Genomic DNA, 22074 nt, shown 5'->3' with positions numbered 1-22074 from the left:
CCCTTGGGGGCCTGAAGATAAGGCCGCTGACTAATTAGGTCACGTGCCTGTGCCGTATAGTTGAACCGGGCTGCAGGGCGGTACGGAAGTGGGGGCGCTCCTGGCCGCAGTCCCTACGACACAACCCCGGAATGCTGATGCCCGAGACTTTTTCAGACCATCCGCCCATGGCCGCCAGGCCTTCCGCTCCCCGCCAGCGCCTCCGCTACGCACGGATCCTTGATACCGCTGCCGGGTTTGCCCGCACGGGGCTTGATGCCGTGGAACTCTCCCAGGTCGCAGAAAAAGCAGACGTGCCGCTGGGTACGCTCTACCGCTACTTTCCGTCCCCCACCCATCTGATGCTGGCGCTGTACCGGCAGCAGCTGGACGAGCTGCAGGCAGGTTCCGGCGGCTCGTCCCCGCGCTTCCGGGGCCGCGCTCTTTCCGGCCTGCTGATGGAAATCTTCCATATGCGCGTCATGCAGCCCGCGGTGGAGCAATGCCTCAGCAGGGGCGTGTACCTGCCGGACAAAGACACCACGGACCTCCTGCGCGAGATCGACGCACTCAGCGAAAAGCTCGTGGCCGGCGCCTGCGGTGACGCCGTGGGAGCACGGGTCCTCCTCCTGACGGTCACTGGTCTGGTCCAGTCCGTGCGGAACCGCCGGCTGTCGCTCTTTGAAGCGGAGGAAGACCTCAAAAAGGCCTGCGGGCGGCTGTCCCCGGAAGCCGAGGCTGCGTTAACAGTGAGTCGATCTGCGTAACTGGTCTAGACCAAAACCTGATTAAATCCGCCATAATCACGTGATGCGGGCCACATAAACCGCTGCCAAAACGTTTTTTCAGACGCCGCGGCTGTCAAGAGGTGCCATCCGGGCAGTTCCGGACTGCCTACCATGGAGGCACAGGAGCGGCAGGGCGGAAACATCCCCGGCGTTCCCACGGACCCGCCACCCCTGGGTTTCCTGTCGCACTACTTTTCCATGCTGGGCCCGCTGCCGGGTTCCAGTCCCATGTGCCGTGCGCCCACGGCAAGCACCAGGAGACAACGACGTGTCCATTGACGCAATTACCGCCGCCGACAACTCAGCAGCCACTGCCCTGACCGAAGACGAGATCTTCAGCGCCCACCAGGGCGGCAAGCTGTCCGTCACCAGCACTGTTCCGCTGTCCAACAAGCGGGACCTGTCCATCGCCTACACCCCGGGTGTCGCCGAGGTCAGCCGCGCCATCCACGCCAAGCCCGAACTCGCCCGCACGCTGACCTGGGCCGAGCGCCTGGTGGTCGTTGTCAGCGACGGCACGGCCGTCCTGGGCCTGGGCAACATCGGTGCCAGCGCCTCACTGCCCGTCATGGAAGGCAAGTCCGCCCTGTTCAAGACCTTTGGCGACCTTGACTCCATCCCGCTGGTCCTCAACACCACCGACGTGGACGAGATCGTGGAAACGCTGGTCCGCCTGCGCCCCAGCTTCGGCGCCGTCAACCTTGAAGACATCTCGGCTCCGCGCTGCTTCGAGCTTGAGGAAAAGCTGATCGAAGCCCTGGACTGCCCGGTCATGCATGATGACCAGCACGGCACCGCCGTCGTTGCCCTTGCCGCGCTCACCAACGCAGCAAAGGTGACAGGCCGCGGCCTGGAAGGGCTGAAGGTTGTGGTGTCCGGCGCCGGCGCGGCAGGAATCGCCGTCGCCGAAATCCTCCTCGCAGCCGGTATCACCGACGTGGTCCTGCTGGACTCCCGGGGCGTCATCAACAGCGGCCGGGAGGACCTGGCCGCCAGCCCCGGAAGCAAGAAGGCGGACATCGCCGGCCGCAGCAACCCCCGCGGCATCACCGGCGGCCCCGCCGAAGCCCTCGCTGGAGCCGACGTGTTCATCGGCGTCTCCTCCTCCAAGCTGGACGAGGCACACCTGGCCACCATGAACCAGGACGCCATCGTCTTCGCCCTCTCCAACCCGGACCCCGAAGTCCTGCCCGAGGTTGCCGTGAAGTACGCCGCCGTCGTGGCCACGGGCCGCAGCGACTTCCCCAACCAGATCAACAACGTCCTGGCGTTCCCGGGCATCTTCCGCGGTGCGCTCGACGCAGGGGCCCGCCGCATCACGCCGGCCATGAAGCTGGCCGCGGCCCGTGCCATTGCCGAGCTTGCCGCCGAGGACCTGTCGGCGGACTACATCGTCCCCAGCCCACTGGACCCGCGCGTGGCCCCGGCGGTTACCGCCGCCGTCGCCGCAGCGGTGGAAGCGGAGTAGGACTCCTTTCCTCCGGAACCACGACGGCGGTGCCTCCTTCCCCGAAGGAGGCACCGCCGTCGGGCTAAGGCGCTGAACCGGGCCACCTAGACTGGGCATCATGAGCTCCGAGACCGTGGTGACCATCCTGTGCGGCCTGGCGATCCTGGTGGGGGTGGCCGGCACGATCATTCCCGTCCTGCCCGGGAGCGTGCTGATCGGTGTCAGCCTGCTGGCGTGGGCCATCTGGGGCGGTGCCGGGACGGCGGGCTGGGTGGTGTTTGCGGTGGCCATGATTTTCGTCGCCGCGGGAATGACGGCAGGTGCCGTCCTGACCGGCAGGAAACTTAAGCAGCACGCCATTCCCAGCCGCAGCATCGTGGTGGCCTTGGTTGCGGGAGTCGTGGGGATGTTCATCATCCCCGTGGTGGGGCTCTTCGTGGGCTTTGCTGCCGGCCTGCTGGCCAGCGAGTTCCTCCGCACGCGGAACTTTACGACGGCGGCGAGGTCCAGCTGGGCCGCCCTGAAGGCCACCGGCGTGGGTATGCTCGCTGAATTCGGGCTCGCCTGCCTTGCTGCCAGCACCTGGGTGATCGGCGTGTGGGTAGCAGCCGCCAACGGGTGACGCCGTTGCGCCGGCACTGCGGCGCGGGTACAACCTAGGTATGACCCAGCCAGCTTCAGCAAAAGGCCGTGCGTCGGCAGAGGATCTTGTCCACGCTTGGATGGAAAAGTACCAGGCGGCCTGGAACAGCAACGGCGCCGATGACATCCGCGCCCTGTTCACCTCTGACGCGGTCTATGAAACCCGTCCCCACGATCCGGAACCCTGGCGGGGCGACGAGGGGATCGTCGAAGGCTGGCTCGCCGCACGCGACGAGCCGGCCGACTGGACATTCAGCTGGGAGCTGCTCGGATGCGACGGCAACACGGCCTTTGTCCAGGGCGTCACCGCGTACTCGGGCGGCCGCCCCACGTATGACAACCTGTGGGTCATCAGGTTTGACGGGTCCGGCCGGGCCTCCGCCTTTACCGAATGGTTCATGGCCAGGAACTGACTGCCCTGGGGCCCGGACTGGGGAGGGGGGCTCTGAACTCACGGTTAGCATTTAAGGATGAGCGCCGGGGAGACTGCACCGATCTACTGGGACAGCCGCGATCTCACCCCTTTCGGACAGGCACAGCTGCGCACTCCGGTCCATGATCTCGCCGGGGGAGTGGGTGGCCTGCTGACCGGTGTCCTGGGTGGGCGGAACCCCGCATTGCTGTCCATCGACGGCGAGGTGCCCCGGCTCAAGCGGCTGATGCCCAAGCCTGCCAAAGCGGTCCACGAAGCCGTCTTCACCAGCCGCGAGCCGGAACGGCTGATCACCCTGGCGCGCGCCTACCCCGGATGGGCCGGGCTCTGCTACCTGATGGCCGGGCTGCTGGTGTACAAACACGGCGGCTATCTGCGTGCTTCCGAGCTCCTTCAGCGGGGGCTCACCACCAGGAACGACGATGAAGCCAACAGGTACTCCTCCACTTACCTCACCAGGATCGTCACGCGGATCGAGCTGGCTGAGCGGGTGGAGATCCCCGTCCTGTTCAGCGAGGAATCGGTGTTCCTGGCCCTGGCCCACTCGCTGCGCGAGACCGGCCGCACCGAGGCTGCGCTCGACTCGCTGACCGGGCTGCCGCCGTCGCTTCCCATGGCCCTGGCCCGCTGCTCCCTTGCCCTCAGCCTGGGCCGAAGCCGCACGGTCATCGACTGGACGGAGGGACTGCTGAACGCGGACGACCTCTCCGCTGCCCTGCTGCTGGTCCGTGCCCGTGCCCTGCGGAGGGAAGGCCGGCTGGACGCGGCCCACCAGGCGATCGCCGAGGTCCTGCGCCGCCGCAAGACGCACCTTGCGCTGCGCAATGACGCCTTGACGGACCGGGCGCTGCTGGTCCTGGAATCGAGCCGACGCTCGCTGAATCCGCGCGACTGGGGACGCCGGCGCGGTGACCCTGAACCCCAGCGGGAGCTGGAGGCTCCGGCGCCCATCCGCAAGGATGAGGAAATGCGCCGGATCTGGGAGCAGGACTGGAGGGAACTCAGCGGGGATTAGGACCCGTTGGCCTATGAGTGGTTGGCCAGGAAGGGCAACAGTTGCTCGCCGAGCAGCACAGTCCCCAGGACCACCATGATGATGCCGCTGGCCAGGGTTACCGCGCGCGCTGCGCCGGGCCTGCTCTGCAGCAGCGTGCGCGACAGCAGGGCCACCACCGTATAGACCAGGCCCGCCAGCGCCACGAACGTCATGCCCAGGAGGCCCGACTGCACCGGCACGGGCAGCGACGCATCGGCGCTGACGAACTGCGGAATGAGGGCCACATAGAAGAGCAGGCCCTTGGGGTTGATACCGCTGGTGCCCATGCCCTGCAGGAAGGTGCGCAGCTGGGTTCCCGGCCCGACGGCGGCATCCGCACTGAAGCTCGCACCGCGCCAGGAGCGCAGGGTTCCCACCCCGAGCCACAGCAGGTACCCGGCGCCGGCCAGGGTTATCCAGCCAAGGACGCCGGGCATGCCGGCCAGCACGGCGGCCAGGCCGGCCACGAGCAGGGCGGTGTGCAGGACGTAGCCGCCGCACAGCCCGGCCACCGCGGGCACGAAACTGCGGTGCCGGAGTCCGGCCGCGATGGTGTACGCCCAATCCACTCCAGGCGTGCAGGCCAGGGCTGCGGCCACCACCAGGAAGGCCAGGAACAGCTGCGGATTCATCGGTTTCTCCTGTCGAACGTCTCTCAGGAGCAACCATAGGAAGAATGGCACCAAAAGTGCTGTCCCTTTTTCGCGCGCCTCGCAGCAGAGGCAGTATGTTTATTGCGTGCTGGACAACATCGACAGAAACATTTTGCGACACCTTCAGGAAGATGGCCGGATGACCGCCACCGCCCTCGCCTCGAAGGTGGGCCTGACCGTGGCGCCCTGCCATCGGCGGCTGCGGGACCTGGAGCAGTCGGGAGTGATCCGCGGGTACAAGGCGGACGTTGACCCCGCCGCGGTGGGCCTGGGATTTGAGGCAATCGTCTTCGTCACGCTCCGGCAGGTGGACCGGCCCACCATGGAGATCTTCGAGAACCGGGTGGCGGACAACCCGAACATCGTGGAGGCCCAGCGGCTGTTCGGATCCCCGGACTACCTGCTCAAGGTCATCGCGGCGGACCTGCCCGCCTACCAGCGCTTCTATGACACCGAACTCACATCGCTGCCCGGCGTCGAGCGGCTGACTTCAACACTCGTCATGAAGAACCTGAAGTCAAACGCCGGACCGCCGGTCTAGGCGTGGCCCGGCGGGTCAGGGTGCGGGGAGGACGTGGACGATGATCACCTGGGTGTCCTTGCTGCCGTCGTAGCGGAGATCGTAGTTCACCACCAGCCCGGTGCCGGTCCCGGGCGTGATGGAGAAGTCGCTCTTGGAGCCGGGGTCCGCCTGGGTGCTGCTGATCCATTCCTCGGCCGCATCCGCAGCTATCCCGTACCGCTGCACGCCGTCCCTGATCAGCTCGAAGTACTCCTCGGGTGAGCCGGCGGTGAGGAAGTAGGTCACCTCGCTGAAATCCGTGCGCGAGTCCGTGGTGTTGAAACGGATCCGGTCCGTTTCGGCCGTGATCTCACCGCTGGGCGCCAGGATGCTGAGGCTGATCTTGCCTAAGTCCCGGGTGTTGATCTCCGGGCCGTAGCTGTCCTTGGTGACCCGCACTGCCTCCTTCTCAAGGCGCCCCGAGCTCATGTCCAGGCGGGCCGTCCGGCTGTTGCGGATGCTTTCCACACCGGCGGCGTCAAGGGTGGAGAACGAAGAGGTTTTCACGGTGCTCCCTGCAGAAGATGAAGTGGCGGTGGTGGGATCGGCCGGAGCCGGCGCGGCGGCCTGGCAGCCGGTCAGGACAAGGAGGGACATCAGGGCACTGGCGACGGCGGCGCACGGCCCGGGGGCGGCGATGCGGTGGGTGGCAGTCACTGGTGGACCTCCGCGTCGAAGCCGCCAAGGAACCGGTCCATGATGCCGGGAATATTGTTGGTGGGCCGGTATTGGACCACCCTCCCGTTGAAATCGGAACCGATAATCTGTGCAGCACCCTCGGGGTCCGTGGCCAGAAGGTGCTGGTAGGCGGGGAGGGTGTCCTGCCTGATGAGGTTCCAGCGCTGGTCCGCGTTGGCGATGTTTCCGTCCGGGAAGCCGGTGGTGAAGTCGGTGCGGAACTGGGCGGGATTGTCCCAGCTGGTGAAGGGGATGTTTTCCGGCCCCGGGCTTTCCACGCTGAAGGTGTAGGGAAACACCTCGGGGTAGCTCCTGGCTCCCGGGATGGATGGTTCCCCGGCGAGCGTGACCATGTACGTAACCGCTTCGCCTCCGGGGTGGCTGCGCATGGCGTCGTAGTCGTCCGCGATGATTTCGTTTTGTTCGCGGTAGAGGAGTGTGGTATTGCCCTCGCGAACCTTGCTGGGATCGCCGGAATCGATCTGCGCCCACGCGTTGGCCGTGGCCTGGTCGATGGCGCCCGAGTCGCGAAGACGGTTGATCTCCGCGATGCCGCCGTCCATATACGCCTGGTGCTGGCGGGCTTGGTCCAGGAAGATTTCCTTGTTCATGTCCAGCATGCTGGTCTCATAAAAACGGATTTCGTCGTCCGTCATGCCTGCGAGCTGTTCCAGCTGGTCAAGGACCGGGAGCGGGATGTCAGAGGCGGGGTTGTCGGTGATTTGCTGGGCCAGGTCCCGCAGCATGGCCATGTCCCGGAAACCGCCGGCGAAGGACGGGCCAATCATGTTGGCCATGCCTGCCCACTGCAGATCGGGATTGGCAAGGTAGGCGCGGCCGTAGAAGTCATAGACCTTGGCGATGGTCTCCCAGTTGTATTCCGTGCCCTTGGACGTGTCCCAGTCGGCTGGATCGATGCCCATCGCCAGCATCGCCTGCCCGTTCCAGTAGTCGTTGAGGAAGTCCTGGTACCCCTTGGAGTTCTTGCTGATGAGGCCCGAGTCCGCGGCGGCATCCATGGCGGCTTTGGCAGCTTCAGGGTTTGCCTGGGCCCACCGGCGGAACTCGTCGCTTTGCAGGTAGGCGCGCCGCTCGGCAGGCGTCATGGCGGTGAGGATATCCGTCAGGTCCTGCGCGCTTGCCCCGCCGGTCCCGCCAGCCCCGCCGGCTCCGGACCCGCCGGCGCCGCCCGGACTGCTGGTGCTTGCCTTCTCTTGTTCGTCCGCATTGGCCAGGAGCGTCCTGGCTGCTGATTCAAGCCCTGACGTGGCCGACCTCAGCAGTTTCGCGTGCGATGCCGTCCACTCGCTGCGGAACCTGTCGCCGTCGCGCCCTTTCCAAAGGCCGGAGCTGATGCTGCTGCCGAGCTGCTGCCCCAGGGCATTAAGCCGGTTGGCGCCGGCTGACAGCTCCTTGGCCAGTTGCCGCAGCTGCGCCACATCCGCGCCGTAAAAGTTCCCCGCCATGTTGTCCCCCTGTTGGATCTTCCGTGCCAGCCTAGCCGGGCAGCCTGCGGGCGGCGATGGGGAGAGGTTCCCTGTGGCCCGCCGGCTATTCCGGCCGGCCTTTCAGGAGCCCGGTGGTCCGGTATGGGATGACCTCGCGAAGGAACATGCTCGTGGAGGTACGGACAATGCCCGGGCAGAGCCGGATCTCCTCGGACACCCGATACAGATCGTCCGGGCTCTTGGCCACCACGCGGATCAGCAGGTCGGTGTCCCCGGCAGGGGCATGGCATTCCAGCACTTCCGGGATGTCGCGCAGCGCCGCGATGGCCTCGTTGAGGTGGCTCTGGTCCAGTTCAGCGCTCACGGCGGCGGCCACGCCGCGGCCCAGTGCCGCTGGGAGCACCCGGCTGCTGTTGGGGCGGAGGGCTCCGGATGCCGCCATCCGCTCCAGCCGGCTTTGGACGGTTCCCCGGGCAAGGCCCAGGCGTTGCGCGAGCACCATGATGGGAACCCGGGGATCCTCGTCAAGGGCGCTGAGGATGCGCCGGTCGGTGGGGTCCAGTTCCTGCAATCTGATCATTTCCTGTCGCTGGGAACTCCATGGATTGGTCAGTCTGACCAACCGAAGTACTGGTGGTTGTTCCAACTGTAGGGTGTCTGCTGGAATAGTGGCAACAAGGGCAAAAGCTACCGCTGGTCCCCCGCAGGCTACAGGTTCCCCGGAACACCACCCGGCTCCTGGACACGTTTCCCGCAAGGAGGCTGCCGCTGATTGAGGCTTGTTCACACCACGCTCATTCTGCAAACACGGCAAGAGCCCCTGAGCTACCGACGCCCGGTTCCCGGAAGTCATCGGTAGCTGAGGGGCTCTTGTGTGCTTCCGTCTAGGGTTGTTCCATGACTTCCGCCGGCCGCTTTGCCCCCAGCCCATCGGGTGAACTCCATGTCGGGAACCTTCGAACCGCAATCCTCGCCTGGCTCTTCGCCCGCTCCACCGGCCGCCGGTTTCTGCTGCGGGTGGAGGACCTGGACCGTGCCCGTGCCGGTGCGGAAGCGGTGCAGCTGCGTGACCTGGCGGCGGTGGGCATCACCTGGGACGGGGAGGTGGTGCGACAGACCAGCCGCGGACCCGTGTACGCCGAGGCGATCAACCGGCTTCAAGCGGCGGGGCTGACCTACGAATGCTTCTGCACCCGCCGTGAAATCCAGGAGGCGCCGTCCGCGCCGCACGCTCCACAGGGGGCCTACCCCGGCACCTGCCGCAACCTGGACCGGGCAGAGCTCGACTACAAACGGTCCACCCGGCCTGCGGCCATCCGGCTGCGCGCCAACGTTCATGAATACGCGGTGGAGGATGTCATGCACGGGACGTTCACCGGCGTCGTGGATGATTTCGTGCTGCGCCGGAACGACGGCGTGACCGCCTACAACCTTGCCGTTGTGGTGGATGATGCCGCGCAGGGCATTGACCAGGTGGTCCGCGGCGACGACCTGCTCCCGTCCACGCCCCGGCAGGCCTACCTTGCCTCCCTCCTGAATATTCCCGTGCCGGAATATGTCCATGTGCCCTTGGTGGTGAACCGCGACGGCGCGCGGCTGGCCAAGCGCGACGGCGCGGTCACGCTGGCGGACCTCGCCCAAGCCGGCGTAACAGCCCGGGAGGTGCGGAACCTGCTGCTGGAGTCCCTGGGGTTGCCCGCCGGAACACTGGACCAGGCCCTGCACGCCCTCGACCCGGCACAGTTGCCCCGCGAACCCTGGGTGTGGCCAGGGATGGAGCGTCCGCCGGCTGGCTAAGCTTGGTGGATGTCAGACGAGCAGATTCCGGCCCAGGGCCGGACGCCAACATTCACGGTGGAAACCGCCAAAGTCCTCGCCGAGGTGGCCCACAACCGGCAAAAGGACAAGCTGAAGCGGCCCTACCGGGACCACGTCCTGGCCGTCGGAGATGCCCTGGCGGACTTCGACGACGAGATCCGGATCGCGGGCTACCTTCACGACATTGCCGAGGACACGCCGATGACACGGCAGGCCCTGCTGGAGATGGGCGTCCCTGAGCGCTCCGTGGACATCATTGAGCGCGTCACCAACCGGTTGCACAGCAACCCCGACGATTACCAGTCCGGCATCCGTGAGATCGCCGAGGACCATGACGCCGCCTTGGTCAAGATCGCCGACAACGCGCATAACTCGCTGCCTGAGCGTGTCGAGGCGCTGGCGGCGAAGTGGCCGGACAAGCCTCCGGTGACCAAGTACCGGGATGCCCGGCCCGTGCTCTATGCCGCCGTGGAGGTGGACGAGGTACGGAAGATCCTGGCGCGGGTCAATCCCTGGCTGCTGGAGGAATTCGACGCGCAGCTGGACGAGGCGGACGACACTGACTACGAGAACCTCCGCTACGACACCGGACCCGGATTCCGCTCCATGTAGACCAGGAACTCCTCCGCGAACCGGCGGACGCCGTCCCATTCCGTATAGATGTAGTCCCGGCCGGTATCGGTATCCGGGCTGCCCTGGCTGCTGACGATCTTCTTCATCATCGTGCGCTTCAGGAACCCGTACTGGGTGTAGAGGAGTGCACCGCCGAACATCGCCACCTTGTCCGGCCGCCAGCCGGTGCCGTCCTCGAATTCCGCGACGTACTTTTCCGCGTCCTCCGGGTCGCCATGGGCTGAGAGGCTGACCGAGAACAGGGCGGCCGGCAGGTTCTGCAGGGCGGGCAGGTTCCTGCGGACAAAATCGGCCACGTAGCCTTCGTGTTTTCCGGCATGGACCGAGGCGCCCACAATGACGGCGTCATAGCCGTCCGGGAGGTCGTGGTCTGCGTGCTTGAGGTCCAGTGTGTCGGCCTGGTGGCCGTGGGCCTGCAGCACGTCGGAGATGTAGTCGGCGATGCGGGCCGTCTGGCCCTCCGAGGTTCCGTACGGGATCAGGATCTTTGCCATGGGCACCACTTTGGCGGTGCGCAGCAGCCGGGCAAAGAGGCAAAGGTCCCCCACGCCCCGGCCGGAAGGCCGGCAGGCTACACCCGTCCCAGGGCTTCGATGTCCTCCAGGAAGTCGGCCTGCACCTCGGGGCTTACGGTGGTCCGGGTATCCCCGATGGCGTCGAGGTAGTCCTGGGTGGAGGGACCCTTCCGGACCGCCTCCCGGACCGAGACGTCGCCTCCCGAGGCCAGCCCGCCGTCGTCGTACACTGCTTTCTCCAGGGCCCGCTGGGACGCGCTGCGGGCCGCGTACTCAATGTCCGCCGGCGAAAAGCCCTCCGTGCGTTCCACGAGCAGTTCCACGTCAACGGCGTCCACCACGGCCGCGGGGATGAAGCGCTGCCACATCGCCTCCCGCGCCTGCCGGTCCGGCAGCCCAATGGGAATGACGTAGTCGAACCGGCCGTGGCGCAGGAACGCCGAGTCCAGGGCGCGGATGAAGTTGGTGGCGCAGACCAGGAGCCTGCCGGGCTGTTCGCGGAACGCGGGGATGATCTTCAGCAGCTCGTTGGTGACGCCCTGCAGCGGCGACGGCGGATCCCCGGCACGCTGGGAGGCGATCTCCTCCACCTCGTCGATGAACACCACGGCGTGCTCCAGCTCGGCGATCTCCAGGAAGGTTTCGCGGAGCGCGCCGGCAAGCCCCTGGGGATCGCCGGCCAGCCGGGAGGGGAACACTTCCACGAACGGCCATTCGAGCCGGGACGCGATGGCCTTGGCGAAGGTGGTCTTGCCCGTGCCGGGCGGGCCGAACAGGACGACGGCGCGCGGCGGCACCACGCCGAATTCATCAGCCAGGTCCGCCTCGGCGAGCGGAAGCACCAGGCGGCGTTCGAGCAGTTCCTTTTCCTTGCGCATGCCGGCCACGTTTTCCCACAGGTCGCGGGCCAGGACGCGGCCGCCGAGCTGGCCGAGGGCGCCCAGCTCCTGGCGCTGGACCGGGATGGTGCGTTCGAAGTAGCGGAGGTTCTTCTTGAGTGCGAAGCCGCGGCCCAGGAAGGCCTCTACCCGGGTTTCGGATTCCGGCATCAGCGCCGAGAGCTTGTTCAGGCCGTGCGGGGCCATGCGGTTTTCGACGGCGGCCAACAGTGAGGTGCCGATGCCGCGGCCGCGGTACTCGGGCAGGGTGGCCAGGAACACGATCCAGCCCTGGTCGTGGGCGGCACGTCCGACGGCGGCGCCCACCACCTGCTCACCCAGCACCGCCACCACGGCGTGGTCCTTCTCGCAGGAGGCGAGGACCTCGGACAGGGCGTAGACGGGCTCGACGTTGTTGGCCTTCAGCGTCTCCCACAGGTGCAGGATGCCGTCCAGGTCAGCCGAATGGAAATCCCTGATCCGCCAGTTGGTCATGGGTCTACTCCTGTTGGTTCGTCGTTGAGCCAGCCGTGTTCGGGTCAGCGTTTGGCACCTGGAAGTGAGCTTATGCGAACCCGTCGCCCGGGAGGGTTGCGGCGGCGTTGCATGACTTCCTTTCAGAGGCCCAGCGCGTCCATGGTGTGGCGCAGGGTGTCCGCGGAGTGCCGCAGTGCCGCCAGTTCGCCGTCGTCCATGGGCGTTTCCAGGACGCGGTGCACGCCGCCGCGGCCCACCACGCTGGGCAGGGACAGGGCCACCCCGGAGATACCGTGAAGCCCCGACAGGACGGTGGAAACCGGCAGGACGGCATTGTCGTCGCGCAGGAGCGCCTCCACGATGCGGGCGCCGGACAGGCCGATGGCGTAGTTTGTGGCGCCCTTGCCGGCGATGACCTTGTAGGCGGCCTGCACCACTTCCGTGGCAGTGCCGGCGAGGTATTCGGGCGTGAAGATCCGCTCGCCGCCTTCTGTCCACTCGCGGATCGGCACCGGGCCAATAGTGGCGCCGGACCAGAGCGGGAATTCGGTGTCGCCGTGCTCGCCCACCATGCTTGCGTGGACGCTGGAGACGGAAACCCCTGCCCGGCGGGCCAGCAGCCAGCGCAGCCGGGACGTGTCCAGAACGGTGCCGGAGGAGAAGATCCGTTGCGGGGGCAGTCCGGAAATACGCTGGGCCGCCACCGTCAGGACGTCGCACGGGTTGGTCACCAGGACATAGACGGCGTCCGGTGCCCGCTCAAGCAGCGGCGGCATCAGCTGTTCCAGGATCCGCACATTGGTGCCGGCCAGGTCCAGCCGGCTCTGGCCCGGGTTCTGCTTGGCGCCGGCCGTGATGACCACGACGTCGGCGCCTTCCGTGACAGCGGTATCCCCGCCGCCCGCAACCGTGGCCGACGCCGCAGCGAACTGGCTGCCATGGGCAAGGTCCAGGGCTTCCGCCTCCGCCTTGGGCGCGTTGACATCGAACAAGGCGATGCTGCTGGCCGAACCACGGATCAGTGCCGCGTATGCCAGCGAAGTGCCGACGCTGCCGGCGCCCACCACCGCGAGTTTGGATCCTGGCATGATGCCCTTCCTTCCCGGAGTCGTTGAGTGTGTCCTACCCGAAGAGTAGCGTGGCCCACATCACTCAACATCCCCTTTAGGAGCCACCATGCCACATCTGGGACGCCGGCTCGCAGCTGTTACTGCGGCGCTGGCGATGAGCGTCACCACGGGGGCCATCAGCCCCGCTTCGGCCGATCCGCGGCAGACAGACAAGGACCCCACGGCCACCGGCTACGGCGGCGCGGTCAGTACGGTGGACCCGGAAGCATCAGCGGCAGCCATCGAGGTCCTCCGCAAGGGCGGGAACGCGGTGGATGCGGCCGTTGCCGCGGCAGCCACGCTTGGAGTCACCGAGCCGTACAGCGCCGGGATCGGTGGTGGCGGCTATTTCGTCTACTACGACGCCAAGTCCGGAAAGGTCAGCACCATCGACGGCCGGGAAACGGCGCCGGCAGGAATCAAGCAGGATGCCTTCATCGATCCCGCCACCGGCAAGCCGTACCGGTTCACCCCGGAGCTCGTCACCAGTGGCGTCTCCGTGGGCGTTCCCGGTACGCCCGCCACCTGGGAGCGGGCACTGGAACGCTGGGGCAGCATCAGCCTGGGGGACGCACTGAAACCTGCCATCAAGGTGGCAGACCGCGGGTTCGTGGTGGATGAGACGTTCCGCAGCCAGACCGCAGACAACCAGGCGAGGTTCGAGGCCTTCACCTCCACCAAGGACCTGTACCTGCAGGGCGGCAAGCTGCCCGAAGTGGGCTCGGTCTTCCAGAACCACGACCTCGCGGACACCTACCGCCTGCTGGCCCGCAAGGGCATGGGCGCGTTCTACACCGGCCCGCTCGCGGAGGAAATCGCCAAGACGGTCCAGAACCCGCCCAAGTCCCCGGACACCAAGCTCCCCGTCCCCGTGGGTTCCATGACCACCGATGACCTGGCCGGCTACGAGGCCCTGGACCAGGACCCGACGCACGTGAACTACCGCGGCTATGACGTTTACGGCATGGCACCTTCAAGCAGTGGCGGCACCACGGTGGGGGAGTCGCTGAACATCCTGGACGTGTTCGACCTGCCGGCACTGAAGAATGACCAGCCGGCCGTGCTGCACCACTATCTGGAGGCCAGCGCCCTGGCCTTCGCGGACAGGGGAAAATATGTGGGTGACCCCGCCTTCGTGGACGTGCCCACCGAAGCGCTGACCGATCCCGTCTTCGGCAAGGAACGCGCCTGCGAGCTTGACCCCAACCATGCGGCACCCAAACCCGTGAAGCCCGGCAACGTCACCTCCTACGACGGAAGCTGCCCGGCGGAACCGGCCGCGCTCGCCGATGAGAAGGACACAGAGAACATCTCCACCACCAACATGACCGTCTCGGACAAGTGGGGCAACGTGGTGGAGTACACGCTGACCATTGAACAGACCGGCGGCTCCGGCATGGTTGTTCCCGGCCGCGGGTTCCTGCTCAACAACGAGCTCACCGACTTCTCCACGGTTTACAGCGCCGAGGACCCCAACCGGATTGAGCCGGGCAAGCGGCCGCGGTCGTCCATGTCGCCCACCATCCTGCTCGAGGACGGCAAGCCGTTCCTGGCACTGGGCTCCCCGGGCGGCTCCACCATCATCACCACGGTCCTGCAGACCATCGTCAACCGCATTGACCTGGGCATGAGCATCCCGGATGCCATTGCGGCCCCCCGGGCTTCCCAGCGGAACACCGAGAAGGTAACCGCAGAGCCGGCGTTCATCGACAAGTACGGCCCGGCCCTGACGTCCCGGTTCGGCCACATCCTGACGCCGTCGGGTGACTCGTTCACGTCCGCCTCGGAGATCGGGGCCGCCACCGCCATCGAGTTCCTCGACGACGGACGGACCCTGGCCGCAGCCGAGCCGGTCAGGCGCGGCGGCGGATCAGCCATGGTGGTCAAGCCGTCCAAGTGACGGGGTGAGCCACCTTTAAACCCCGACGGCGGCACTTGGGTTCCGGACTTCCAGAACCCAGGTGCCGCCGTCGGACGTTTAAGGCAGTTACTTCTTGAAGGTGTCAGCCGCCGCGTTGGCCACCACCGGGGACGTCCCGGTGAAGCCTTCGCGGGTTTCGGCGATTTGGCGGATGCGGTGGCGGCAGGCGTACCAGCCGAGGACCATGAGGACGGACGCGATGGCGGTGACGAGCATGGTCAGGGGTGAGTCGATGAAGACCATGATGAGGACGCCGACGAGGAAGAGCAGGGAGAGGTAGCCGGTGTAGGGGGCGCCGAACATCCGGAAGGAGGGGCGTTCGACCCAGCCTTTGTCGGCCCAGCGTTTGAGCTGGATCTGGCACAGCACGATGGTGGCCCAGGTCATGATGATGCCGACGGAGGCGATGTTCAGGACGATTTCGAAGGCTTCGGCCGGGACGAGGTAGTTCAGCGGGACCCCGAGGAGGGAGACGACGGCGGTGATGGCGATGCCGCCGTACGGGACGCCTGCCTTGTTCATGCGGGAGGCGAACTTGGGCGCGGAGCCGTTGACGGACATGGAACGCAGGATCCGGCCCGTGGAGTAGAGCCCGGCGTTCAGGGAGGACAGGGCTGCGGTGAGGACCACGAGGTTCATGATGACGTCCACGCCCTGGACGCCGATGGAGCCGAAGAACGTCACGAAGGGGCTGACGCCTTTTTGGTAGGAGGTGAAGGGCAGCAGCAGGGCCAGGAGGATCACGGAGCCGACGTAGAACACGGCGATGCGGAAGACCACGGAGTTGATGGCCTTGGGCATGATTTTTTCGGGGTTCTCGGTTTCGCCGGCGGCGGTGCCGATGAGTTCGATGGAGGCGTAGGCGAACAGGACGCCCTGCATGAGGATGATCATGGGCAGCAGGCCGTTGGGGAAGATCCCGCCGTTATCGGACAGGAGGCTGATGCCGACCTGCTGGCCGTCCACGGGGGTGCCGAAGATGACGAAGTAGGTGCCGATGATGAGGAAGGCGACGAGGGCGGCGACCTTGATCAGGGCGAACCAGAATTCCATTTCGCCGAAGACCTTCACGGAGACCAGGTTCAGGGCCAGGACCACGACGAGGGCGGTCAGTGCCCAGGCCCACTGCGGGACATCGGCCATCCAGGGGACGTAGTTGCCGAAGAAGTGCATGTAGAGGGCGGCGGCGGTGATGTCCACGATGGTGGTGGTGGCCCAGTTGATCCAGTAGAACCAGCCGGAGACGAACGCGGCTTTTTCACCGAAGAATTCACGGGCGTAGGAAACGAACGAGCCCGAGGAAGGCCGGTGCAGGACCAGTTCGCCCAGCGCGCGCAGGATCAGGAACGCGAAGAACCCGCACACCGCGTACGCGATGACCAGGGACGGGCCCGCGGCGTTGAGCCGGCCGCCGGCGCCCAGGAACAGGCCGGTACCGATCGCACCGCCAATCGCGATCATCTGGATCTGCCGCGGCTTCAGGTTCTTGTGGTAACCCTTGTCCTCCGCGTGCAGGGAGGTCTCGGACGCATGCGCGTGACCACCATCAATCAAGTGGTCTGGAAGGGGAGTATTAGTCATGGGGGTGTCCTTCGGGGAGCAGTTGGGGGACTACTTGCTGAGGTTTGCCAGGCGTTCGGGGCTCAGGAGTTCCTGGAGCTGGGCGTCGGTGAGGAGCCCGTGTTCCAGGACCAGCTCGGCCACGCCCTTGCCGGTGGCAAGTGCTTCCTGCGCGATGGCCGTGGCCGTGGTGTAGCCGAGGTGGGGGTTCAAAGCGGTGACCAGGCCGATGGACTGCTCCACGGTGCGGCGCAGGTGGTCGGTGTTGGCGGTGATTCCCCGGATGCAGCGGGCCGTAAGGGTGCGGCAGGCTGCCTCGAGGTGGGAGATGCTCTTGTGGAGGCTGTGGACAATGATCGGTTCGAAGGCGTTGAGCTGCAGCTGCCCGGCCTCGGCGGCCATGGTGATGGTGACGTCGTTGCCGATCACCTCGTAGGCCACCTGCGAGACCACCTCCGGGATGACCGGGTTGATCTTGCCGGGCATGATGGAGGAGCCGGACTGCACGGCCGGCAGGTTGATTTCACCGAAGCCGGCACGCGGGCCGGAGGAGAGCAGGCGCAGGTCGTTGCAGATCTTGGACAGCTTCACGGCAACGCGCTTGAGCACGCCGGACAGGTGCACGAAGGCGCCCACGTCCTGGGTGGCTTCGATGAGGTCCACGGCGGTCACCAGGGGCAGCCCGGTGATCTCCGCCAGGTGCCGGCAGGCTGTTGCGGCGTAGCCGGCAGGGGCGTTCAGGCCGGTGCCGATGGCGGTGGCGCCGAGGTTGATCTCGTGGATCAGCAGCTCGGCCTCCGCCAGGCGCAGCCGGTCCTCGCCGATGGTCACGGCGTAGCTGCCGAACTCCTGGCCCAGGGTCATGGGCACGGCGTCCTGGAGCTGGGTGCGGCCCATCTTCACTACGGTGCGGAATTCCAGTGCCTTGGCAGCGCAGGCATCCTCGAGTTCTTCGAGGGCTGCCAGCAGTTCCCGGGCGGCGAAGATGGTGCCCAGCTTCACGGCCGTGGGGTACACGTCGTTGGTGGACTGGCTGAGGTTGACGTGGTCGTTGGGGTGCAGCCGCGCGTAGTCGCCCTTGGGGTGTCCCAGGATTTCCAGGGCCCGGTTGGCGATGACCTCGTTGGCGTTCATGTTCGACGACGTCCCGGCACCGCCCTGGACGACGTCCACCACGAACTGGTCGGCCAGGCGGCCGGCCATGACGTCCTGGCATGCCTGCTCGATGGCGTCGGCGCGTTCGGCGTCCAGCAGGCCGAGCTCGCGGTTGGTGCGGGCGGCGGCCAGTTTCACGGCGGCAAGCCCGCGGACCAGGTGCATGTTGGAGGACAGCTTCTGGCCGGTGATGGGAAAGTTCTCCACGGCGCGGAGCGTGTGCACGCCCCAGTAGGCGTGCACGGGCACGTCCCGGTCGCCGAGGAGGTCGTGCTCGGACCGGACCTGTGCGGGTGCGGCGGTTTCGATGGTTGTCATGGTGTCCTTACAGGGCTTCGTTGACGGGTGCGGACAAGTGATTCAGGAAGTCGGTGGCCAGCAGCCGGCCCACCTCGTGGCCGCCGCCCAGCACCGGGGCCGTGGCGATGCCGGCAAGCGGCTCCGTCTCCACGCCCAGCGCCTCCAGCAGGCGGACGGTGGCGGGCATCCGGGCGCGGTCGCCGCCGTCGGAAATCTTGACGGCCACGGCACTGCCGTCGGGCAGGCCCACCAGCTGCACGCCTTCAAAGCCGTCCTTGGCCACGGCCCCGGGAAGCAGGCGCATCAGTGCGGTGACGTCGCGGCCGTCCCCGGCCACCATCCCGGGGTGCTGCTGCATGGCGAGCCCGACGGCGGCTTCCGGGCTGCCGTCGTCGTCCGCTGCAGCCTGGGCGATCCGGCCGAAGGCGCGGGCCATGCCGCGCAGCGTGAGGGCGAACAAGGGAGTGCCGCAGCCGTCGGTGCTGACGGCGGCCGGCTCCTCGCCGGTGAGGTCGGTGACGGTCCGGGCCACCAGCTGCTGCAGCGGATGGGAGGCATCGAGGTAGCCCTGGACGGGCCACCCGTTGATCAGGCAGGTGGCCACCATGGCAGCGTGCTTTCCGGAGCAGTTCTGGGTGATCCGGGTAGCGCTGCCGCCGGTGCGGAGCCAGTCTTCCCGTTCGACCGTGCCGTAGGGCAGGTCGGTGCTGTTTTCCAGGTCCGTGGGGGCAAGTCCGTGCACTTCGAGGATGCGCAGCGCGCCGTCGCGGTGTTCTGCCGCACCTGAATGGCTTGCCGCGGCCAGTGCCAGGAGGTCGGCGGGAAGCTCAAGGCAGGCGCGGACCATGGCCACTGCCTGGAGGGGTTTGAGCGCTGACCGGGGGTAGAACGGTGCCAGGGGGTCCCCTGCCGATGCCGCCACTGTGCCGTCCGCCGCGAGGGCAAGCGCGGAGCCGTAGTGGACACTTTCCACGAGGCCGTCACGGACGGCGGCGACCAGTGGGGTGTGCTGCGGCAGGGACAGCCCGGCCGGGGCAGCAGTGTGGGCAGCAGAAAACACGGGGGATGGCATGGGGTCCTTGGGAGGGTTGGTTGGATCTTGCTAGCTGTTGAGGATGGAGTCCAGGGCCACGCCCACGGCCTCCAGGTGGTGGGCCATGGCGGCGCGGGCCTCTTCCGCGGAGCCTGTCTCGATGGCGGCAAGGATCTGCTGGTGCTCAATATCGGAAGCATGTTGGCGGTCTGCCACCATGTTCAGGGTCTCGGATTGATGCGCCAGCGCGTCCCGGATGTCAGCCACGACGCTTGCGAACACTTTGTTGCCGCTGGCGCGGGCGATGGTGGCGTGGAAGGTGGAGTCCAGGGCTACCCAGGATTCCGGATCCGTTTCGGTGGCCATAGCACCCATGATGTGGCGGAGGGTGTCCAGTTCCTCCTCCGTTCGACGCTCTGCGGCCAGTCCGGCGGCGGGAATTTCGATGTGGGGGCGGGCTTCGGTAAGGTCGCGGGCGGAGTACTGGCCCAACGTGAGGTCGTTGGCCACCTTGCTGGCAATGACAAAGGTGCCCTTGCCGGTCCGCGTGACCGTCAGGCCCAGGGCGGTGCAGGAGCGGAGGGCTTCCCGGATTACCGAGCGGCTTACTCCGTACTGCTGCGAGAGGGTGGCTTCCGAGCTGAGTTTGCTCCCCACCGGGATGCCGCCCGATTCGATGTCCTGGCGGATGGCGTTGAACACCGCCTCGGCAGCGCTCAGCCGGGCAAGGGGGCGGAACGATGCAGGCTGTCCTGCTGTCCGGCTGTCTGACAGGTTCACGCCTTAAATATGGCACTGGTCACAGTTGCTGTCAAACCCTTCTATGAATTCGGGCCCTTGTCCCGCCCTTGGCTGGCCGGGCGCCGCCGTTGCTGCCGCCGTCGTGAACGGACATGCCAGGCGACGAGCGCCGCCACCGCCACTAAGGCGATCACGACGGCGAGGTCCCGGCCCACTGCCTGGGCGACGGTCTCGTACGAGTTGCCGGCGAGGAAGCCCAGCAGGACGAAGCCGATGCCCCAGGCCACGCCGCCCGCAGCGTTGTAGGCGATGAAGCGGCCGTAGGGCATCCGGGACGTGCCGGCCAGGGCGGGCATGACGGCGCGGAAAAAGGCGGTGAAGCGGCCCAGGAACACAGCGGACCCGCCTCTGCGCCGGAGGAAGTCCTGAGCGTTTTCCAGCCTCCCGGAGTGGCGGGCCAGCAGCCTCGTCTTCATAAGCCGGCCGCCCAGGTGCTTGCCCACCTCGTAGCCCACGCTGTCGCCGATGACGGCCGCGCACACCACCAGGGCCATCATGGTGCCCAGCTGCACTTCGCCCCGGCTGGCCACCACTCCGCCCAGGACGGCGGCGGTTTCACCGGGGATGACGAAGCCCACGAACAAGGCGTCCTCCGCGAATACCAGGCAAAAGACGGCGATGTACGCCACAAGCGGGCTGACGTTCAGGAGTCCGTCAATGAAGCCCGTCATGACAGTGGATCAGGCCTGGGGTGCCGGGACGGGGCCCAGTTTCGCCAGGAACGGTATGCGGGCCAGCAGCGCCAGGCCAAACCGGTTCCACAAGCCTGTCAGGAACGCCGCACCGGTGGCTGCCGTGAGGAAGGACGCCGTGACGTCGGTGGGATAGTGCACCCCGAGGTAGACGCGCGAGAATGCGACGGCAACCGCCACGACGATCCCGATAATGGCCGCGGGCCGCTGCCACTTGGTGCCGCGGGCCAGCAGGTAGACGGAGATGGCCAGCGCGGAGGCCAGTGCCACGTGTCCGCTCGGGAAGCTGTCCGTTCCCGGTTCGGGGATCAGCGGGTTGAACAGGGCGGTGGAGTCCGGCCGGTGCCTGGCCACGAGTACTTTGAACAGTTCGCTGCTGACCCAGCCTCCGGCAGCGACTAGCCCTGTGGCAACCGCGTTGACAGGACTCCGGCGTACCAGCAGCAGGTACAGGCACAGGGCGGCGATCATCAGCACGCCCCCTGCCGGGCTGAACACCACATTGATGAACATGGCCACACCCGTCAGCGGCGCCGTGTGGTCACGGCTCAGCTCGGCATCCACGGACATGTCCGCAGACGTCAGCGCCGGAATGAACCGCAGGGCCAGGCCGGCGGCCACGATCAGGACAGCCGCCGTGACCGGCACGGCAATCCAGTGCCGGAGCTGGGGCAGGGCCGCCATGCGTACGGCTGCAGCCTCTGCTGGGGATGCCGCCCCGGGGGAGCGGTTGGTGTGGGACGTCAAGGTTCAGCCTGGTTCTTTCGCTGGTCCGGGTACCTACGAGTATGCGCTCGCGTGGCTGAAAGAACCCTGGGACTTTCCCTTACAGGTGCTGGATGCCCGCCCGCTGCATCGCGTCACGATAGGTTTCGATGCTCTTGGCGAGAAGCTCTTCCTGCTTGGCCTCGGAAACAGCAAAGGCCCTGCCGCCAAGGGCGGAGGCCTTGTAGATCTTGATGCCGCTGTTCTTCAGCGATGAGTGGTAGGTCTTCTCAAAGAGGGTCAGAAATGTGGACGCGTCCGTGCCGTGCGCGATGATGGCGGAGACGCGGGAATTGATCTTCAGGAACTGGCGGAACGGACGGAGGCCATCGGTCTTTTCCTGGACACTCAGCGCGGAGGGGCTGCCGCTCTCACGCACCCAGGGGTAGGCATTCCACGGCATGACGTAGCGGGGGTCCAGCTCGGCCAGCTCATAGATCTGCGTGGCGCGTCGGGCAGCTTCGTCGTCGTTGTTGTGGGAGACGAACCCGGACTCGGTCCCTTTGCCGGGGCTGGCCTGGAGGCTGATGATCCTGCATTCGTCCTCGTCGTGGACGGGGTCGATATAGGGGACAGTGGAACCAGGCTTTTTTTCCATCAGCTCATCGCAAAGTTGGGTTACCTTCGCGATATTCGGTTCCTGTAGCAGGGCCTTTTTTTCGTCCCAATCAATCGTCACGATTTCTCCCTTGGCAGCGAGGCGTCCAGAATCAGGCGTCCTATGTCACTCTACGCTTCCCCGGGAAAG

Annotated in this window: 23 protein-coding genes; 9 read left to right on the top strand and 14 right to left on the bottom strand. The window is 66.6% G+C overall.

The features are described from left to right. The first annotated feature begins 137 nt into the window (after positions 1-137). The 5 genes from LDO22_RS13065 (at position 138) to LDO22_RS13045 (ending at position 4307) form a co-directional block, all read left to right on the top strand. Positions 138-746 carry a TetR/AcrR family transcriptional regulator gene (locus LDO22_RS13065; protein ID WP_224023715.1) on the top strand — a complete coding sequence of 203 codons (609 nt, stop codon included), beginning with the start codon at positions 138-140 and terminating at the stop codon, positions 744-746. Positions 747-1035: 289 nt separating this feature from the next. Then, positions 1036-2235, top strand: coding sequence for an NADP-dependent malic enzyme (locus LDO22_RS13060; protein WP_159629689.1), 1200 nt, complete (start codon positions 1036-1038; stop codon positions 2233-2235). Between the two features lie 100 nt (positions 2236-2335). Next, positions 2336-2839 (top strand): DUF456 domain-containing protein, encoded by a 504-nt coding sequence (locus LDO22_RS13055; protein WP_159629691.1) that lies wholly within the window; start codon positions 2336-2338, stop codon positions 2837-2839. 40 nt (positions 2840-2879) lie between these two features. Then, the gene (locus LDO22_RS13050) at positions 2880-3272 is read left to right on the top strand and encodes a nuclear transport factor 2 family protein (RefSeq protein ID WP_224023713.1); all 393 of its coding nucleotides are present in this window, start codon (positions 2880-2882) and stop codon (positions 3270-3272) included. Positions 3273-3329: 57 nt separating this feature from the next. Further along, positions 3330-4307 (top strand): hypothetical protein, encoded by a 978-nt coding sequence (locus LDO22_RS13045; RefSeq protein WP_224023711.1) that lies wholly within the window; start codon positions 3330-3332, stop codon positions 4305-4307. 11 nt (positions 4308-4318) lie between these two features. Here LDO22_RS13045 and LDO22_RS13040 read toward each other — a convergent pair whose 3' ends face one another. Beyond that, positions 4319-4960 carry a LysE family translocator gene (locus LDO22_RS13040; RefSeq protein ID WP_224023709.1) on the bottom strand — a complete coding sequence of 214 codons (642 nt, stop codon included), beginning with the start codon at positions 4958-4960 and terminating at the stop codon, positions 4319-4321. Between the two features lie 106 nt (positions 4961-5066). Here LDO22_RS13040 and LDO22_RS13035 point away from each other — a divergent pair, with 106 nt between their 5' ends. Beyond that, on the top strand, positions 5067-5522 hold the full coding sequence (locus LDO22_RS13035) for an Lrp/AsnC family transcriptional regulator (RefSeq protein ID WP_082006995.1): 456 nt from the start codon (positions 5067-5069) through the stop codon (positions 5520-5522). A 15-nt stretch (positions 5523-5537) separates the two neighbouring features. Here the strand turns inward: LDO22_RS13035 and LDO22_RS13030 are convergent, their stop codons facing one another. The 3 genes from LDO22_RS13030 to LDO22_RS13020 form a co-directional block, all read right to left on the bottom strand. Next, a complete protein-coding gene (locus LDO22_RS13030) occupies positions 5538-6140 on the bottom strand; it encodes a hypothetical protein (RefSeq protein ID WP_224027235.1) in 603 nt (200 codons plus the stop codon). A 56-nt stretch (positions 6141-6196) separates the two neighbouring features. After that, positions 6197-7687 carry a WXG100 family type VII secretion target gene (locus LDO22_RS13025; protein ID WP_224023707.1) on the bottom strand — a complete coding sequence of 497 codons (1491 nt, stop codon included), beginning with the start codon at positions 7685-7687 and terminating at the stop codon, positions 6197-6199. 85 nt (positions 7688-7772) lie between these two features. Beyond that, a complete protein-coding gene (locus LDO22_RS13020; protein WP_159629701.1) occupies positions 7773-8249 on the bottom strand; it encodes an Lrp/AsnC family transcriptional regulator in 477 nt (158 codons plus the stop codon). A 317-nt stretch (positions 8250-8566) separates the two neighbouring features. On the opposite strand from LDO22_RS13020, the gene gluQRS reads away from it, so the two are divergent. Both gluQRS and LDO22_RS13010 read left to right on the top strand, forming a co-directional pair. After that, positions 8567-9466: a tRNA glutamyl-Q(34) synthetase GluQRS gene (gene gluQRS, locus LDO22_RS13015; protein WP_224023705.1), complete on the top strand. Its 900-nt coding sequence runs from the start codon at positions 8567-8569 to the stop codon at positions 9464-9466. A 9-nt stretch (positions 9467-9475) separates the two neighbouring features. Then, complete coding sequence (locus LDO22_RS13010) at positions 9476-10099, top strand: HD domain-containing protein (RefSeq protein ID WP_224023703.1); 624 nt, start codon at positions 9476-9478, stop codon at positions 10097-10099. On the opposite strand, the gene LDO22_RS13005 is transcribed toward LDO22_RS13010, so the two are convergent. The 3 genes from LDO22_RS13005 to LDO22_RS12995 all read right to left on the bottom strand — a co-directional run bounded on the left by LDO22_RS13005 (position 10066) and on the right by LDO22_RS12995 (position 13078). Further along, positions 10066-10614, bottom strand: coding sequence for a flavodoxin domain-containing protein (locus tag LDO22_RS13005; protein WP_224023700.1), 549 nt, complete (start codon positions 10612-10614; stop codon positions 10066-10068). The genes LDO22_RS13010 and LDO22_RS13005 overlap by 34 nt on opposite strands. Positions 10615-10691: 77 nt before the next feature. After that, entirely contained in the window at positions 10692-12008 is a 1317-nt protein-coding gene (locus LDO22_RS13000) for a GNAT family N-acetyltransferase (protein WP_224023698.1), read from the bottom strand. Between the two features lie 122 nt (positions 12009-12130). Continuing rightward, positions 12131-13078, bottom strand: a complete 948-nt coding sequence (locus tag LDO22_RS12995; protein WP_224023696.1) for an L-lactate dehydrogenase — start codon at positions 13076-13078, stop codon at positions 12131-12133. 88 nt (positions 13079-13166) lie between these two features. On the opposite strand from LDO22_RS12995, the gene ggt reads away from it, so the two are divergent. Continuing rightward, positions 13167-14999 (top strand): gamma-glutamyltransferase, encoded by a 1833-nt coding sequence (gene ggt / locus LDO22_RS12990; protein ID WP_224023694.1) that lies wholly within the window; start codon positions 13167-13169, stop codon positions 14997-14999. Positions 15000-15086: 87 nt separating this feature from the next. On the opposite strand, the gene LDO22_RS12985 is transcribed toward ggt, so the two are convergent. The 7 genes from LDO22_RS12985 to LDO22_RS12955 all read right to left on the bottom strand — a co-directional run bounded on the left by LDO22_RS12985 (position 15087) and on the right by LDO22_RS12955 (position 21924). Next, the gene (locus LDO22_RS12985) at positions 15087-16601 is read right to left on the bottom strand and encodes an amino acid permease (protein ID WP_224023692.1); all 1515 of its coding nucleotides are present in this window, start codon (positions 16599-16601) and stop codon (positions 15087-15089) included. A 30-nt stretch (positions 16602-16631) separates the two neighbouring features. After that, positions 16632-18053: an aspartate ammonia-lyase gene (locus tag LDO22_RS12980; RefSeq protein ID WP_224023690.1), complete on the bottom strand. Its 1422-nt coding sequence runs from the start codon at positions 18051-18053 to the stop codon at positions 16632-16634. Between the two features lie 7 nt (positions 18054-18060). Next, complete coding sequence (locus LDO22_RS12975) at positions 18061-19107, bottom strand: asparaginase (RefSeq protein ID WP_224023688.1); 1047 nt, start codon at positions 19105-19107, stop codon at positions 18061-18063. Positions 19108-19137: 30 nt separating this feature from the next. Further along, positions 19138-19848, bottom strand: a complete 711-nt coding sequence (locus LDO22_RS12970) for a FadR/GntR family transcriptional regulator (protein WP_224023686.1) — start codon at positions 19846-19848, stop codon at positions 19138-19140. A 41-nt stretch (positions 19849-19889) separates the two neighbouring features. After that, complete coding sequence (locus LDO22_RS12965) at positions 19890-20540, bottom strand: DedA family protein (RefSeq protein WP_224023684.1); 651 nt, start codon at positions 20538-20540, stop codon at positions 19890-19892. 9 nt (positions 20541-20549) lie between these two features. Continuing rightward, positions 20550-21308, bottom strand: coding sequence for a phosphatase PAP2 family protein (locus tag LDO22_RS12960; protein WP_224023682.1), 759 nt, complete (start codon positions 21306-21308; stop codon positions 20550-20552). 79 nt (positions 21309-21387) lie between these two features. Beyond that, a complete protein-coding gene (locus LDO22_RS12955) occupies positions 21388-21924 on the bottom strand; it encodes a uracil-DNA glycosylase (protein WP_224023679.1) in 537 nt (178 codons plus the stop codon). Positions 21925-22074 lie beyond the last annotated feature (150 nt).

The sequence above is a fragment of the Arthrobacter sp. NicSoilC5 genome (genome assembly GCF_019977395.1).
In the GTDB taxonomy this organism is placed as follows: Bacteria; Actinomycetota; Actinomycetes; order Actinomycetales; family Micrococcaceae; genus Arthrobacter.
This window is presented reverse-complemented; position numbering and strand designations above follow the sequence as displayed.

Coding starts and splice junctions, on each gene's coding strand:
- LDO22_RS13065 (WP_224023715.1), top strand. CDS start 138: ATGCCCGAGACTTTTTCAGACCATCCGCCCATGGCCGCCAGGCCTTCC.
- LDO22_RS13055 (WP_159629691.1), top strand. CDS start 2,336: ATGAGCTCCGAGACCGTGGTGACCATCCTGTGCGGCCTGGCGATCCTG.
- LDO22_RS13050 (WP_224023713.1), top strand. CDS start 2,880: ATGACCCAGCCAGCTTCAGCAAAAGGCCGTGCGTCGGCAGAGGATCTT.
- LDO22_RS13045 (WP_224023711.1), top strand. CDS start 3,330: ATGAGCGCCGGGGAGACTGCACCGATCTACTGGGACAGCCGCGATCTC.
- LDO22_RS13040 (WP_224023709.1), bottom strand. CDS start 4,960: ATGAATCCGCAGCTGTTCCTGGCCTTCCTGGTGGTGGCCGCAGCCCTG.
- LDO22_RS13030 (WP_224027235.1), bottom strand. CDS start 6,140: ATGTCCCTCCTTGTCCTGACCGGCTGCCAGGCCGCCGCGCCGGCTCCG.
- LDO22_RS13025 (WP_224023707.1), bottom strand. CDS start 7,687: ATGGCGGGGAACTTTTACGGCGCGGATGTGGCGCAGCTGCGGCAACTG.
- LDO22_RS13020 (WP_159629701.1), bottom strand. CDS start 8,249: ATGATCAGATTGCAGGAACTGGACCCCACCGACCGGCGCATCCTCAGC.
- gluQRS (WP_224023705.1), top strand. CDS start 8,567: ATGACTTCCGCCGGCCGCTTTGCCCCCAGCCCATCGGGTGAACTCCAT.
- LDO22_RS13010 (WP_224023703.1), top strand. CDS start 9,476: ATGTCAGACGAGCAGATTCCGGCCCAGGGCCGGACGCCAACATTCACG.
- LDO22_RS13005 (WP_224023700.1), bottom strand. CDS start 10,614: ATGGCAAAGATCCTGATCCCGTACGGAACCTCGGAGGGCCAGACGGCC.
- LDO22_RS13000 (WP_224023698.1), bottom strand. CDS start 12,008: ATGACCAACTGGCGGATCAGGGATTTCCATTCGGCTGACCTGGACGGC.
- LDO22_RS12995 (WP_224023696.1), bottom strand. CDS start 13,078: ATGCCAGGATCCAAACTCGCGGTGGTGGGCGCCGGCAGCGTCGGCACT.
- ggt (WP_224023694.1), top strand. CDS start 13,167: ATGCCACATCTGGGACGCCGGCTCGCAGCTGTTACTGCGGCGCTGGCG.
- LDO22_RS12985 (WP_224023692.1), bottom strand. CDS start 16,601: ATGACTAATACTCCCCTTCCAGACCACTTGATTGATGGTGGTCACGCG.
- LDO22_RS12980 (WP_224023690.1), bottom strand. CDS start 18,053: ATGACAACCATCGAAACCGCCGCACCCGCACAGGTCCGGTCCGAGCAC.
- LDO22_RS12975 (WP_224023688.1), bottom strand. CDS start 19,107: ATGCCATCCCCCGTGTTTTCTGCTGCCCACACTGCTGCCCCGGCCGGG.
- LDO22_RS12965 (WP_224023684.1), bottom strand. CDS start 20,540: ATGACGGGCTTCATTGACGGACTCCTGAACGTCAGCCCGCTTGTGGCG.
- LDO22_RS12955 (WP_224023679.1), bottom strand. CDS start 21,924: ATGGAAAAAAAGCCTGGTTCCACTGTCCCCTATATCGACCCCGTCCAC.